At 71.5% G+C, this 13,305-nt stretch carries 12 protein-coding genes; 3 read left to right on the plus strand and 9 right to left on the minus strand.

What is annotated here, in order from left to right:
* Positions 1 to 2 precede the first annotated feature (2 nt).
* Positions 3 to 1,319 (minus strand): aromatic acid exporter family protein, encoded by a 1,317-nt coding sequence (locus ACIBD9_RS02735; protein WP_396713932.1) that lies wholly within the window; start codon positions 1,317 to 1,319, stop codon positions 3 to 5.
* 172 nt (positions 1,320 to 1,491) lie between these two features.
* On the opposite strand from ACIBD9_RS02735, the gene ACIBD9_RS02740 reads away from it, so the two are divergent.
* Positions 1,492 to 2,097 (plus strand): hemerythrin domain-containing protein, encoded by a 606-nt coding sequence (locus ACIBD9_RS02740; RefSeq protein ID WP_396713934.1) that lies wholly within the window; start codon positions 1,492 to 1,494, stop codon positions 2,095 to 2,097.
* Between the two features lie 69 nt (positions 2,098 to 2,166).
* Here ACIBD9_RS02740 and ACIBD9_RS02745 read toward each other — a convergent pair whose 3' ends face one another.
* On the minus strand, positions 2,167 to 2,337 hold the full coding sequence (locus ACIBD9_RS02745; RefSeq protein ID WP_231393380.1) for an antitoxin: 171 nt from the start codon (positions 2,335 to 2,337) through the stop codon (positions 2,167 to 2,169).
* Positions 2,338 to 2,550: 213 nt separating this feature from the next.
* On the opposite strand from ACIBD9_RS02745, the gene ACIBD9_RS02750 reads away from it, so the two are divergent.
* A complete protein-coding gene (locus tag ACIBD9_RS02750; RefSeq protein WP_396713936.1) occupies positions 2,551 to 3,651 on the plus strand; it encodes an AI-2E family transporter in 1,101 nt (366 codons plus the stop codon).
* On the opposite strand, the gene ACIBD9_RS02755 is transcribed toward ACIBD9_RS02750, so the two are convergent.
* The gene (locus ACIBD9_RS02755; protein WP_396713938.1) at positions 3,652 to 4,302 is read right to left on the minus strand and encodes a dienelactone hydrolase family protein; all 651 of its coding nucleotides are present in this window, start codon (positions 4,300 to 4,302) and stop codon (positions 3,652 to 3,654) included. It abuts the gene before it with no gap.
* A 190-nt stretch (positions 4,303 to 4,492) separates the two neighbouring features.
* Here ACIBD9_RS02755 and ACIBD9_RS02760 point away from each other — a divergent pair, with 190 nt between their 5' ends.
* On the plus strand, positions 4,493 to 4,687 hold the full coding sequence (locus ACIBD9_RS02760) for a hypothetical protein (protein WP_396713940.1): 195 nt from the start codon (positions 4,493 to 4,495) through the stop codon (positions 4,685 to 4,687).
* A 126-nt stretch (positions 4,688 to 4,813) separates the two neighbouring features.
* Here ACIBD9_RS02760 and ACIBD9_RS02765 read toward each other — a convergent pair whose 3' ends face one another.
* From ACIBD9_RS02765 to ACIBD9_RS02790, 6 genes are all read right to left on the minus strand, one after another.
* Positions 4,814 to 7,186: a glycoside hydrolase family 65 protein gene (locus ACIBD9_RS02765; protein WP_396713942.1), complete on the minus strand. Its 2,373-nt coding sequence runs from the start codon at positions 7,184 to 7,186 to the stop codon at positions 4,814 to 4,816.
* Positions 7,183 to 7,986 carry a beta-phosphoglucomutase family hydrolase gene (locus ACIBD9_RS02770; protein WP_396713944.1) on the minus strand — a complete coding sequence of 268 codons (804 nt, stop codon included), beginning with the start codon at positions 7,984 to 7,986 and terminating at the stop codon, positions 7,183 to 7,185. Before ACIBD9_RS02770 ends, ACIBD9_RS02765 begins: the two co-directional genes overlap by 4 nt.
* Positions 7,987 to 8,045: 59 nt before the next feature.
* Positions 8,046 to 8,510 carry a DUF4442 domain-containing protein gene (locus ACIBD9_RS02775; protein ID WP_396713946.1) on the minus strand — a complete coding sequence of 155 codons (465 nt, stop codon included), beginning with the start codon at positions 8,508 to 8,510 and terminating at the stop codon, positions 8,046 to 8,048.
* A gap of 62 nt (positions 8,511 to 8,572) precedes the next feature.
* Positions 8,573 to 9,577, minus strand: coding sequence for a hypothetical protein (locus ACIBD9_RS02780; RefSeq protein WP_396713948.1), 1,005 nt, complete (start codon positions 9,575 to 9,577; stop codon positions 8,573 to 8,575).
* Between the two features lie 97 nt (positions 9,578 to 9,674).
* The gene (locus ACIBD9_RS02785; protein WP_396713950.1) at positions 9,675 to 10,970 is read right to left on the minus strand and encodes an ABC transporter ATP-binding protein; all 1,296 of its coding nucleotides are present in this window, start codon (positions 10,968 to 10,970) and stop codon (positions 9,675 to 9,677) included.
* A 124-nt stretch (positions 10,971 to 11,094) separates the two neighbouring features.
* The gene (locus ACIBD9_RS02790; protein ID WP_396713952.1) at positions 11,095 to 13,305 is read right to left on the minus strand and encodes a CDP-glycerol glycerophosphotransferase family protein; all 2,211 of its coding nucleotides are present in this window, start codon (positions 13,303 to 13,305) and stop codon (positions 11,095 to 11,097) included.

A 13,305-nucleotide genomic window follows, 5' to 3' on the forward strand; every position in this document is an offset into this window, starting at 1 on the left:
GTTCACCGGGCCGGCCTCTCCCGTGCGGGGAGGCCGGCCCGTCCCTCGTTACGGGCCCGGGCGGCGAGGTGGCCGCGCCGACGGGCTCGGGCGGCTCGCGTCGGTCGCGCCCGATGCAGTTGTCGTCGGACCGGCGGGTGGATCTCCGCCTCACCGGCACCCGCCGCCCGGCGCACGATCCGGTTGGCCTCGTCGGGTTCACAGCCGGTTGCCCGGAGCAGGTCGCTGGCCGCGGTTCGCAGGTCGGTCACCAGGGACTCACCGAACGAGCGGACCCCGCTCGCCGCAGCCCTCCCGGCCAGGTGCGCACACTCCTCAACCAACCGGCGGGTGCGCCGGGGGTCGTCACCGACCTTGCACTCCGTCCGCATCTCCGCCACCGCTTGGCCCAACCGAGCCATAGCGTCCGGCAGCTCCGGCGGGATCGGCTCGTCGTACTGCAGGGCCGTCGACGACCAGCGGGCCAGGCCCCGGCTGTCCAGCAGTAACCGCTCCAAGTGGTCGGCGCTGCGGGCGTACCTGTGGTATTGCTGTCGGCGGTGCCAGCGCACCGGAGCGATCGTCACCACCTCCTCCGCGCCGCTCAGCGCATCGTGCAACCGACCCAGATCGCCCTCGGTGCCCCGGAGCCGCTCCAGGACTTTCAGGGTCCGGTCGCCGTCGCGCTCCCGCATCGCCCCCGCCAGCTCGCCGAGCTGCTCGCAGAGGATCGCGAAGATCGGGGCTGCGGCCCGGTCCAGCACTCGCAGCGGGTTGATCGGCAGCAGCAGCGCGACCACCGCCAGGCCGACCGCCCCGCCGACGAGCGCGTCGAAGATCCGGGGCAACTCCAGGCCACGTTCCATCGGGGCAAGCGTGGCGATCAGCACGGCGGTACCGCCGGCCTGACCGACCAGCGCACCGCCCCTTCCGGCCACCAGCAACGCGGCGGCGATGGCCAGCGCGACCACCGCGCCGGTCTGCCACGGGCCCGAGCCGAGCAGGAAGCGCAGCGTGTCGCCGATGATGATGCCCAGGGCCACGCCGGCCAACAGTTCGAAGGTACGCCGAGCCCGCTGCCCGATGGCGGTGGCGATCGTACCGACGGCGGCGGCGGGGGCGAAGACGTGCGCTCCGGGGCCGAGCAGGTTCTTGGCGAGCAGGGCGGCGATCGCCGCGGCCAATCCGGCCTGGATGGAGATCACCAGGGTGACCTCCCACTGCCGGGCCCGGATCCGGCCGGCCTGCCCACCACGGTGCCGCACCCGCCGAACGGTCCGCTCGGCGGTCTCGTCGAGCCGCGACTGACCGCGGTCGGCGGCTGGGCGGTCGTCGGCCATGGCGGCGGTTACCCCGGCGACGGCGGAGCAATCGTGGCAGGCTCCGCACCACCTTCACCGTAGGCACCATGGGCCGCTTCCAACACATCGTCAACCGTAGGTTTGTGCAGCCCCGTGGGGGTACCAGAGCCGCACACCTCCCACCGATCCGCAACCGGTAAGGGGCCGTGACATGACCAATCCACCGACCACCGACGACCACGATGTCATCGACATCCTGGTCTCGGATCATCGTGAGATCGAGACAGTCCTCGTCGAGTTGGCGACCCGGCAGGGCACCCCCGAGCACCGCCGACGCCTCGCCGACGTGGTGATCGCCGAACTCGTCCGTCACTCGGTGGCCGAGGAGGCGTACGTGTATCCGGTCACCCGCAAGGTGCTGCCCGACGGCGACGAGATCGCCGACCGCGAGATCGCGGAGCACGCCGACGCCGAACGGACCATGAAGGAGCTGGAGTCCGCCGACCCGTCCGACCCCCGCTTCGACGAGCTGCTGGCTCAGTTGACCAGCACCGTCCGACACCACGTGGCGGAGGAGGAGAAGGAGCTCTTTCCCCGGCTGCGCGCGGCGACGGCCCGGGAGGAGCTGGTCGAGATTGCCGGGAGGGTGACGGCGATCAAGGAGATCGGGCCGACCCGGCCACATCCGGGGATCCCGGAGCACCCGCCGGCGAACAAGCTGCTCGCCCCCGGCATCGGTCTGGTCGACCGGCTGCGCGACGCGTTGAGCGGCCGGCCCACCTCAATGGACGAGCTACGCGACAAGCACCAACACTGACGGCGCACCATCCGGACCGGGCACTCCCGGGTCGCCGACGGATCGGCGGCCCGGGAGGCGCGTGACGGGTCAGCGAACCTGGTCGCCCTCACCGGTGCGCGCCTGGGCCTGGTCCACGCCCTTGTCGATCTGGTCGCCGTACTTGCCGCCGGTGCGCTTGTCGGCCATGTCGCCGGCCTTCTCCGCACCCTGGTCGACCTGCTTGTCATGCTTGTCCGCGAAGTCCTTGGCCTTGTCCATGAAGTCACCCACGGCGTTCCTCCTCAGTCCGGTCCGTCCCCTTCGCGTTCCCTCGGCCCGACCGCGCAAACGCCGTCGTTCCGGATGCGATTCGCGAACACCCACCCGCGTCCCCCCGACCGACGTACGATCCGCGCGGGTGACGGCCGGCGATTCGGGTGTCGCGGCACGACCGACCGGGTACCGACCTCGTCGACATCGAGGAGGACCGACATGGCCGCAGAGGAACCCGGACCGACAGGCGCCCCCGGGCCGCGCCAGACCTGGGCGGCGCTGCCCTGGCTGGTCCGAACCGCGGTGTTATGGAGCGCCTGCCTGGTGGTGATCGCCGCGGGGCTCTACCTGCTCGGCCGGATCGCCGTCCTGTTGGCGCCGCTGGCCATCGCGCTGGCCGCCACCATCTTCCTCACCGCGCTGCTCGACCCGGTGCTGCTTCTGCTGCGCCGGTTGCGCCTGCCGGCGGCGCTGGCCGCGCTCTGCACCGTACTGCTGCTGCTCGGCATCCTGGTCGGCGTCGGCGCCCTGGTGTGGAACCTGACCGCCAGCCAGTTCGACCAGCTCAGCCAGGAGCTGACCCAGGGGGTCGAACGCAGCCGGGACTTCGTGACGTCCACGCTGCCGGTCACCGAGGCACAGCTGGACCGGCTGGTCGACCAGGCCCGGGACGGGCTCAGTGGTAGCTCCCCGGACCCGGTGGCCGGCGCCCGCACCGCCACCGAGGTGTTCGGCTCCGCGCTGCTGGCCCTGGTGCTGCTCTTCTTCCTGCTCAAGGATGGGCGGTCGATGTGGCACTGGGTGCTGTCGCGGGTGTCCGGCCCGAACCAGCCCGTGCTGGCCGAGGCCGGCCGTGCCGGTTGGCGGACGTTGGGCGCGTACAGCCGGGGCACCATGTTCATCGCCGCGATCGACGCCCTGGGCATCGGGCTGGCTCTCGTGGTGCTGCGGGTGCCACTCGCCCTGCCGCTGGCGTTGATCACGTTCCTTGGCGGGTTCGTGCCGATCATCGGGGCGACGGTGGCCGGCGCGGTGGCGGTGCTGGTGGCGCTGGCCGCGAACGGTCCCACCACCGCGCTGCTCACCCTCGCGGCGGTGATCGCCGTCCAGCAGATCGAGGGCAACCTGCTGGAGCCGCTGGTCATGAAACGGCAGGTCCGACTGCATCCGGCGGTGATCCTGGTGGCGGTCACCGCGGGCACGCTGATCGCGGGCATCGCTGGCGCCTTCGTCAGCGTCCCGATCACCGCCGTCCTCTGGCGCGTCATCGACACCGTCCAACAACGCCGCGCGTCCTCGGCCCTGCTACCCGCGGACTGATCACCGGCTGAGGTGCGTGGTGAACCAGGTGCCGGCCTGGTCGGCGACCTGTTCGAGGGTGCCAGGCTCCTCGAAGAGATGGGTGGCGCCGGGGATCACCCGCAGCTCGCCGACCTCCCCCAACTCGGCCAGCGCCCGCTCGTTGAGCGTGATCACCTCTTCGTCCAGCCCGCCCACCAGGAGCAACGTGGGGGTACGCACCTGGGCCAGCGCGTTCCCGGCCAGGTCCGGCCGACCACCCCGGCTGACCACCGCACCCAGCCGATCGGCGCGGGATGCCGCCGCGACCAGGGCAGCGGCAGCGCCCGTGCTGGCTCCGAACAGGCCGATCGGCATGTCACCGGCAGGACGCTCGGCGGCCAGCCAGTCGACGATCCCGGCCAGCCGACTGGCCAGCAGCCCGATGTCGAAGCGCAGTTCGGCGGTTCGCGCGTCCACCTCGTCCTCGGCCGGGGTGAGCAGGTCCGCCAGCACCGTGCCGAGCCCACGGTCGTTGAGCGTGCGGGCCACCGCCATGTTGCGCGGGCTGTGCCGGGAACTGCCGCTGCCGTGCGCGAACAGCACCACGCCGACCGGTTGGGCGGGCAGCGTCAGGTCGGCGGGGAGCTGGGCGTCCCCGATCGGAATAGTCACGCTGCGCTGCTCGTCCATCCCCCACCTCCGCGTGCTCGCCGATGGCCCGGGTACCCCGGCCGCCGCCCGACACGCCCGCCGGGGCGGCGTCATCCCGGGGCGTGGGTACGGCGCCGGGCCGCGTTTGCCCGATATTGCGTCGGGTACGCGACGAGCGACCGCAGACCGTGTCGGCGCAACCGCGCCCCGACGGATCGCGAGGATCGCCATGGCCAAGCAGCAGATTTCCCGGCAGCAGCAGCTCACCGAGCAGTCTCAGCGCGAACAGGATGCCGAGCGCAACCAGGACGTCGGGGACCAGGATTTCGGGGACCAGGCAGCCTCGGCCCGGCTGCCCGACGATCCGAAGGCGGCGACGCCCCGGGACGCGATCGGGCGTCCGTCGACCGGCGAGCCGGTCTGATTGACAACACCGGCGAGCCGGTCTGACTGACAGGGACCGGCGAGCCGGTCTGACTGACAGGGACCGGTGAGCCGGTCTGACCCACCGGCATGGGCGGGCGGGGCGGGAACACTCCCACCCCGCCCGTCACTGTTCGCGTTCGGGCAACCGCAGCAGCGGAGACCGGCCCGGTGGCTGCTCGGGCGGAGGAGCGGACGGCTCGGCCGGCGGCACCGGCACCGTCACCGGCTCGTCGCAGGTCACCCGCAGCAGCTGGTCGTGGTGGCGCAGCTCCACCACGTCGTCCGGGCCGCCGTGGCGCAGCGAGTAGGTCGTCTGGTGCGGCCGGACATCCACCCGCAGCGCCAACCCCCGCCACTGGAGCGAGAACTCCAACCGACTGAGGCGGCTGGAGAGCCGGGGGGCGAAGGACAGCTCGCCGTCGTGGTCCCGCAGGCCGCCGAACCCGCTGACCAGGGCGAGCCACGCGCCGGCCAACGACGCCATGTGTACGCCGTCGCGGGTGTTCTCGTTGAGGTCGTGCAGGTCCATGAGCGCTGCCTCACGCAGGTAGGTGTGCGCGAGTTCCGGGTGGCCCACCTCGGCGGCGAGCACCGACTGGGTGCAGGCCGACAACGACGAGTCGCGCACGGTGCGGCGCTCGTAGTAGAGGAAGTTGCGGACCTTCTCCTCCGGAGTGAAGGCGTCCCCCCGCCAGTGCATGGCGAGGACCAGGTCGGCCTGCTTCACCACCTGCTTGCGGTACAGCTCGAAGTACGGGTAGTGCAGCAGCAGCGGGTACTTCTCCGCCGGCGTGTGGGTGAAGTCCCACTCCTGGAGCCGGGTGAAGCCCTCCACCTGCTGGTGGACGTCGAGCTCCTCGTCGTACGGCACGTGCATGGAGGTGGCGGCGTCCCGCCAGCTCGCGGCCTCCTCGTCGGTGACCCCGAGGTGGAACGCCTCGTCCCGGTAGCGCATGACCACGTCGGCGGCGGCGAGCAGGTTCCGCTGCGCCATCAGGTTGGTGTAGACGTTGTCGTTCTTCACGGCGGTGTACTCGTCCGGGCCGGTGACACCATCGATGTGGAACTGCCCGTGCCGGTCGTGGTGGCCGATCGAGCGCCACAGCCGGGCGGTCTCCACCAGCAGCTCCAGCCCGATCTCCCGCTCCAACTGGGTGTCCCCGGTGACCATCACGTAGCGGCGTACGGCGTCGGCGATGTCGGCGGCGATGTGGAAGGCCGCCGTGCCGGCCGGCCAGTATCCGGACGACTCGGGGCCCTCGATGGTCCGCCAGGGGAAGGCGGCGCCCCGGAGGTTGAGCGTCTCGGCACGCTCCCGCGCCGAGTCAAGCGTGCTGTGCCGCCACTGCAACGCGCTGCGCACCGCGCTCGGCTGGGTGTACGTGAGCACCGGCAGGACGAACATCTCGGTGTCCCAGAAGGCGTGACCGTCGTATCCGGGGCCGGTCAGCCCCTTCGCCGAGATCGGCCGCTGCTCGGCCCGCGCGCCGGCCTGCAACACGTGGAAGAGACCGAACCGGACCGCCTGCTGCACCTCCGGGTCGCCCTCGACCAGCACGTCGGAGGCATCCCAGAACGCGTCGAGGTAGTTGCGCTGCTCCCGGTGGAGCCCGTCCCACCCGTCGAGCCGGGCGCCGGCCAGTGCCGCGCCGACCTGGTCGCGCAGCGCCGGCAGGGACCGGCGGCTCGACCAGCTGTACGTCAGATACTTGATCACCCGCAGCTTCTCGCCGGGCTTGAGCACGCAGGCGATGGTGGTACGCACCCAGTCCTGGTATCCCTCGGACTCGATGGTGGTGTGGTCCGGGCCGTGCACCTCGTGCTCCATGGCGGCGGCGACCCGCAGGCCGGAGACCTTGGTGCGGTGGATCAGCTGCCCGCCGTCGGGGGTGGTCAGCTCCTCCTCTGCCTGCAGCGGCGACTCCAGCACCGCCGCGACCCGGGGATCCTTGCTCTGCGCGGGCAGCGACTCGTTGGCCACCAACTCGGACTGCACGATCAGCCGCAGCGGGCCGTCGACGGCCTCCACCTCGTAGCTGATGGCGGCCACGGACCGCTGGGTGAACGAGACGAGACGGGTGCTGCGGACCTTGACCTCCCGGCCGGCGGGCGAGCGCCAGTGCAGCTCCCGGTGCAGGGTGCCGGCCCGCAGGTCGAGGACCCGCTCGTGCGCGAACAGTTCTCCGTACCGCACGTCGAGCGGTTCGTCGTCGACCAGCAGCCGGAGCAGTTTGCCGTTGGTGACGTTGACGATGGTCTGCCCGGACTCGGGGAAGCCGTAGCCCGCTTCCGCGTACGGCAGCGGACGCAGTTCGTAGAACGAGTTGAGGTAGGTGCCGGGCAGGCCGTGCGGCTCGCCCTCGTCGAGGTTGCCCCGCAGGCCGACGTGCCCGTTGGAGAGCGCGAAGACCGACTCCGACTGGGCCAGCACGTCCATGTCCAGCCGGGTCTCGCGGACGTGCCACGGCTCGACCGGATAGGCGCGCTCCCGAATCATCCGGAGCCTCGTTCGGCGGCGAGCGGGTCGGGCGTGGTGCGGGTCGGCGCCGGCGGGTCGGCGTCGTCGAGCAGGTCGGCCAGGTCCGTCACCACGATGTCGGCGCCGTGGGCGAGCAACTCGTCGGCCTGCCCGACCCGATCGACGCCGACCACGTAGCCGAAGCCACCGGCGCGGCCGGCGGCCACCCCGGAGAGCGCGTCCTCGAAGACGGCGGCCTGCGTCGGGTCGACACCGAGCAGCGTGGCCCCGGCGAGGAAGGTGTCGGGGTGTGGTTTGCCGCGCAGCCCCTGCGCCCGGGCGACCAGCCCGTCCACCCGGGCCTCCAGCAACGGCTCGAACCCGGCGGCCGCGACCACCTCGCCCCCGTTCGCGCTGGCGGTGACCACGGCTCGGCGGAGCCCGGCGGCGGTCGCCGCCCTCAAATACCGCACCGAGCCCGGGTAGACCTCGACACCGGCGGTACGCAGCCGGTGCAACAGCAGGACGTTCTTGCGGTTGCCCAGACCGTTGACGGTCTCGGCCTCCGGCGGGTCGTCCGGGCTGCCCTCGGGCAGCACGATTCCCCGGGAGGCGAGGAACGTCCGGACTCCGTCGGCCCGGGGCCGGCCGTCGACGTAGCGGTTGTAGTCCGGACCCGGATCGAACGGTTGGAACGGCTCGCCGGAGGCCGTGGCGCGCTGGCGGAGGAACTCGTCGAACGTCTGCGTCCAGGCGGCGTTGTGTACGCGGGCGGTCTGCGTCAGCACACCGTCCAGATCGAAGAGACAGGCGGTCACGTGAGCAGGTAGGCCCAGCACGGTACGAATCTATCCACCCTGCTGGGCCCGCAAACCCGTTTCCGCCGCCCTGGGGTGTTTCAGTTCGGTCGCAGCGTCCAGATCACGGTCATTTCCGCGGTCTGCTTGCCGCCCTCGGTGGCGATCTCCACCGCGACCGGGAACTCCGGGCGCCGACCGGCCGCCAACTCCTCGATCACCTCGACCGCCGGCCGGCCGAGTCGCGCGGTGGCCAGCACCGGACCCATGGCGAGTTTCCGGTAGGCGATCTCGGCCCGGACGGCCAACGGCACGGCACGGTCGAGCAGCTGCCCGAAGGCGGCCAGCACGACCGCGCCGGAGGCCGTCTCGCCGAGGGTGAACATCGCGCCGGCGTGCGGCCCGCCGATGTGGTTGTGGGTGGCCGGCGAGTCGGGCAGCCGGACGACTGCTCGCACGCCGCCCTCCGCCTCGGGCGCCACCTCGACGAACTCGATACCGAGCGTACGAGCGAACGGCACCGCTTCCAGCATGCCGGCCGCCACCTGGCGGGAGTCGATAGTCATGGCCTGACGTTACTCACCGGTAACCAGGCCGGCAACCAGCGACTCTCGCCCACCGGGCCGGCTCAGAGGTTGGCGATGGTGCGCAGGATCTCCGCGTAGAAGTTGCCGTCGATGCTGCGGAAGAAGGCGAAGTCCTGGCCCGGGTCACCGAAGAACGGCCGCAGCGTCCAGGCCAGTTGGGTGCCGACGAAACCGAAGAGCAGGATCCAGATGTAGAGCAGGGTCATGCTGGCCGGCCGCTGCGTCGGCTCGCCGCGTCGGACCGGCGGGCTGTTCCACGGGCGTTGCGCCACGTAGCCGGGCGGAAGCGTGCCGGGCGGGAACGAGGCACCAGCCGGCTGCCCGGCCCACTGCGTCGGAACCTGAGCCGGCGCGGTGGCCACGGCACCGTTCGGAGTCGGCTCGGCCACCGCGGCCCCGGCCGGCACGGCGGCCGGTTCGGCACTCGGACCGGCGACCGGCGCGGCGGCCGGCGTCGCCCCGACGGGCACCGCGGCCGGCACGGCCTGGACCGGCGCCGGGGCGCTGGCCTGTTCGTCGACCTTGGCGGTGGCGGCCTCCGGCGCGAGCAGGCCGTGGTCGTTGAGCACCTGCATCCCGCTGGTCAGGAAGCGCAACCCGACAAGCGCCGACAGGGTCAGGATCGCCACGTTGAGCAGCTTGAAGAACCCGTAGTCGTTGGCGGTGATCAGGAAGAAGAGGCTGATCGGCGCGAACGCCACCGCGAGCATCGAGGTGACCGTGATCGCCACCATCACCAGCGCCAACGACTGCCGCACCGAGAGCCGGGCGCCGAAGACCAGGTTGAACAGGTAGAGCGTGGGCAGGCAGATGGCCAGGGTGACCAGGAACAGCAGTGGCAGCTTGAGCGCCGAGGTCAGCGCCATCAGCGGGCTGTGGAAGAAGCCCAGCACCGCCCCGTAGCAGGCCAACGCGATGGCGGAGCTGGTCAGCATCCGCCCGGTCAGGACGTTGAGGTCACGCTCGGCCACGATCTGCTGCCAGATGCTCTCGCGATCCCGCAGGATGCGCTCGATGACGAGCGGGCTGGGACGGTCACCCGACACGGGTGCACCCCTCTCGGTGGTCACTCATTCACAGTGGACTGGTGGGCAGACGGTAGGGCACCGGATGGCGGGCCCGCCACCCCGCTCCGGCACGTCGTCAGCGCCAACCCACGTCGATCCGGTCTCCACGCTCGTCGAAGAAGTGCAGCGCGTCCATCCGCACCGAGACGGCGAGCGGGTGACCGGCGCTGACCGCCGGGTACGGCGCCAGCCGCACCGCCAGCTCCGCCGGGCGTCGGTGGTGCCGTCCCGGGTCGGGGAGCACGCTGGTCTGGACGCCACTGGGGGTGTCCTGCGCCTCGACCGGCTTGCCGGTGAGCCGCTGCATCACCGAACCGAACCGGCGCAGGCCGCGCTGGCCGACCGGCGGCGTCTCCTGCGGCGCGCCCATCTCGTCGACCACGATCGCGGTCGCGCCGATGTCGAGGAACGCCAACGACTCGTGCCCGTGATGCTCCAGGTAGCGGATCCGCCCGCGCAGCACGTCGCCCGGGCTGTCCGGTGCGACCGGGGTGAGCGCCTCGGCCCGCATGCCGACCACGATCCGCTCACCGTGGTAGTGCGCCACCGCCCGACTGCGGATGTCGTTCCAGGGCAGGTAGAGCGACTGGTCACCGAGGTTGAGCGTGACGTACCGGTCGAGGTGGACGTAGACCGACGCCTCCAGCAGGTTCATCCGTGGGCTGCCCAGGAACGCCGCCACGTAGAGCGTCGCCGGTCGGCCGTACACCTGGGTCGGTGTGCCCACGTCCTGGAGCACGCCGCGGCGCATGATGGCCACCCGGTCGGCCATGGTGAGCGCCTCGGCCTGGTCGTGCGTGACGTAGACGGTGGTGACGCCCAGCTCGCGGGTCAGGCCCGAGATCTCGGCGCGCAGCTCGGCTCGGAGCCCGCTGTCGAGGTTGGACAGCGGTTCGTCCATGAGGAACAGGCCCGGTCGACGGACGATCGCGCGGCCCATCGCCACCCGCTGCCGCTGCCCGCCGGAGAGCTGACCCGGCTTGCGGGCCAGCACGTCACCGATGCCCAGCGCGCTCGCCACGTCACTGACCCGCTCACCTCTCGGCTCGGGCTCGATCCCGGCCAGCCGCAGCGGAAACGCGATGTTGTCGCCAACGGTCATGTGTGGGTAGAGGGCGAAGTCCTGGAAGACCATGGCGATCTTGCGGTCCCGTGGGGGGAGGTCGTTCGCCAACTCCCCGTCGAGCATGACCGCGCCGGTGGACGGCTCCTCCAGCCCGGCGATCATTCGCAGCACCGTCGACTTGCCGCACCCGGACGGCCCAAGCAGCACCATGAACTCGCCGTCGTTCACATCGAGGTTGATGCTGTCGACGGCCACCGTGCCATCCCGAAAAACCTTGGTCACATCCTTGAGCGTGACGGTGCTCACCGTCTTCCCCCCCAGCGCGTCGACCGGACCCCACAAGACTGTGACCAGGATCATGGGTCTAGGACATCGGGTAAACGTCTCATGTTCGATCGATGACACTGCTATTACACGACAGAAGGCCCGATCAGCAGCGCGTGGACCGCTCGACCGGCTCCCCGAGGAACACCTGGCGCACCACCCGCTCCGCCGCCCGCCCGTCGTCCAACGTGCAGAACCGGGCCCGGAAATGCTCACGGGCCTTGGCCGCCGCGTCCGAACGCGCCGCGTCGGTACGGAACAGGTCGAGCAGGTCGGCGAAAGTGGAGGCTACCGCGCCCGGCGGTTCGGCCGTCACGTCGAAGTAGACCCCCCGGGCCAGCCGGTACGCCTCCCAGTCCGGGGTGTAGAGCACGATCGGCCGGTCCAGCACCGCGTAGTCGAACATGGCCGACGAGTAGTCGGTGACCAGCACGTCCGCCACCAGGTACAGGTCCTCCACCCGCTGGTGGCCGCTGACGTCGCGAACCCGATCCCAGTCCTTCGGCTGGCCGGGACGTCGGTCCCGGTCGTGGAAGTAGTGGCTGCGCATCAGCAACCGGCCCGAGTCGCCCAGCGCCTGCACGAACCGGTCCGGGTCGAACGGCGGCCGGTAGCCGGGCAGGTGCTCGCGGTGCGTCGGGGCGTACAGGACGACCTGCTCGTCGGGGTGGAGGCCGAACTCCGCGCGGAGTCGGCGCACCTCGTCCGGACCGGCGGTGACCAGGCGGTCGTTGCGCGGATACCCCACCTCCAGGGTGGTGTACGTGGCCGGGTACGCCCGGTCCCACATCTGGGTGGAGAAGCTGTTGGCGCTGACGCTGTAGTCCCAGCGGTCCACCCGACGCAGCAGGCCGGCGAAGTCCATCCGGCCCGCGCCGATCGGGTAGCGCTGCTGATCCAGCCCCATCACCTTCACCGGGGTGCCGTGGTGGGTCTGCAGGTGCACCTGTTCCGGTCGCTTGCGGACGAAGTCCGGGAAGTTGACGTTGTTGACCAGCCACCGGGCGCGGGCGAGCACCCGGTAGTACGCCGGGGTGCCGGCCACCACGTACTCCACCCCGGCCGGCACGCTGTCCACCCGGTCCCGGCGCACCACCCACACGCCGCGCACCCCCGGCGCCAACCGGCGGGCGACCTCGTAGATGGCTGCCGGGTTGCAGGAGTAACCCCGGTACCAGTACGCGGCGTACACCGCGAGCGTCGGGTCGACCGGCCGCCGCAACTCGGCCCGGTAGTACTCGCGCAGCAGCCCGTCGCGGGTCAGCCGGGCCCCGCGTCGGGCGACCGGGCCGACCCTGCGCCGAGCGGTGCGCGCCTGCCGGCGGGCGGCGTCGCGGGCCCGGCTGGCGGCCCGCAACGCGCTGAAGGTGCGCCACCGGCCGGAGGCGACCAGTTTGTGTTTGATCCCCTCGACCCCGTCCGGCACCGGATAGCCGCCGGGCGGCAGCCAACGCTCGTAGTCGGCGGTGATCTGCGCGAAGAACGCCTCCCGCAGCTCCGGCGCGATCCGCTGACCGTTGCCGAGCACGGTCAGGTAGTGCCAGATCATCCGCTCGAAGACCGCCGGCCGCAGGGCCTCCGTCGCCGGCCCCCACGAATCCATCAGGTGGAACACCCGGTGCCACTGCGGGAAGACCTCGAAGTGCCGGTCACCCCGGGTCCGGGTGATCGCGCCGGCGCGGCGTTGGCGGTAGTTGACGCAGACCCGGTCCAGTACGCCGATCCGCCGCGCGGCCATCAGCACCGGGTAGCTGAACGAGACGTCCTCGTACCAGCCGGGCGCGAAGCGCAGGCCCAGGTCGACGAGGAACTCCCGACGGACCAGCCGGTTCCACGCGGTGTGCAGCAGGTGCATCGCCTCCGGCCGGTCCCGCAACCGGAACGTGCCCGGCCCCGGGGACTCCGGGAACACCTCGGCCATCGCGCTGCGGGTGGCGGTGTCGTTCCAGTGGGTGCGGACGTGGTCGACCAGCAGGACGTCCGGGCGGGTGACCCGCAACCGCTCGGCGACCTCGGTCAGGCACTCCGGAGCCAGCCAGTCGTCGCCGTCGAGGAACCAGACGTACTCGCCGACGGCCCGGTCCAGCCCGATGTTCCGGGCCGGACCGAGGCCGACGTTCTTCGGCAGCCGGACCGAGTGGACCCGCTGGTCGCGGGCCGCGTACTCGTCGATGATGTCGCCGCTGGCGTCCGGCGAGCAGTCGTCGACGGCGATCACCTCGATGTCGGTCTCCGGCTGACCGAGGATGGAGTCCAGGCATTCCCGCAGGTATCCCTGCACCCGGAAGGCCGGCACCACGAAGCTGATCAGGGTCAT

The sequence above is a fragment of the Micromonospora sp. NPDC050784 genome, assembly GCF_044456765.1.
GTDB classification, from domain to species: Bacteria; Actinomycetota; Actinomycetes; order Mycobacteriales; family Micromonosporaceae; genus Micromonospora; species Micromonospora foliorum.

What these genes read in the sequence shown, in the direction of transcription:
- ACIBD9_RS02735 (WP_396713932.1), bottom strand. Translation starts at nt 1,319, where the DNA reads ATGGCCGACGACCGCCCAGCCGCCGACCGCGGTCAGTCGCGGCTCGAC.
- ACIBD9_RS02740 (WP_396713934.1), top strand. Translation starts at nt 1,492, where the DNA reads ATGACCAATCCACCGACCACCGACGACCACGATGTCATCGACATCCTG.
- ACIBD9_RS02745 (WP_231393380.1), bottom strand. Translation starts at nt 2,337, where the DNA reads ATGGACAAGGCCAAGGACTTCGCGGACAAGCATGACAAGCAGGTCGAC.
- ACIBD9_RS02750 (WP_396713936.1), top strand. Translation starts at nt 2,551, where the DNA reads ATGGCCGCAGAGGAACCCGGACCGACAGGCGCCCCCGGGCCGCGCCAG.
- ACIBD9_RS02755 (WP_396713938.1), bottom strand. Translation starts at nt 4,302, where the DNA reads ATGGACGAGCAGCGCAGCGTGACTATTCCGATCGGGGACGCCCAGCTC.
- ACIBD9_RS02760 (WP_396713940.1), top strand. Translation starts at nt 4,493, where the DNA reads ATGGCCAAGCAGCAGATTTCCCGGCAGCAGCAGCTCACCGAGCAGTCT.
- ACIBD9_RS02765 (WP_396713942.1), bottom strand. Translation starts at nt 7,186, where the DNA reads ATGATTCGGGAGCGCGCCTATCCGGTCGAGCCGTGGCACGTCCGCGAG.
- ACIBD9_RS02775 (WP_396713946.1), bottom strand. Translation starts at nt 8,510, where the DNA reads ATGACTATCGACTCCCGCCAGGTGGCGGCCGGCATGCTGGAAGCGGTG.
- ACIBD9_RS02790 (WP_396713952.1), bottom strand. Translation starts at nt 13,305, where the DNA reads ATGACCCTGATCAGCTTCGTGGTGCCGGCCTTCCGGGTGCAGGGATAC.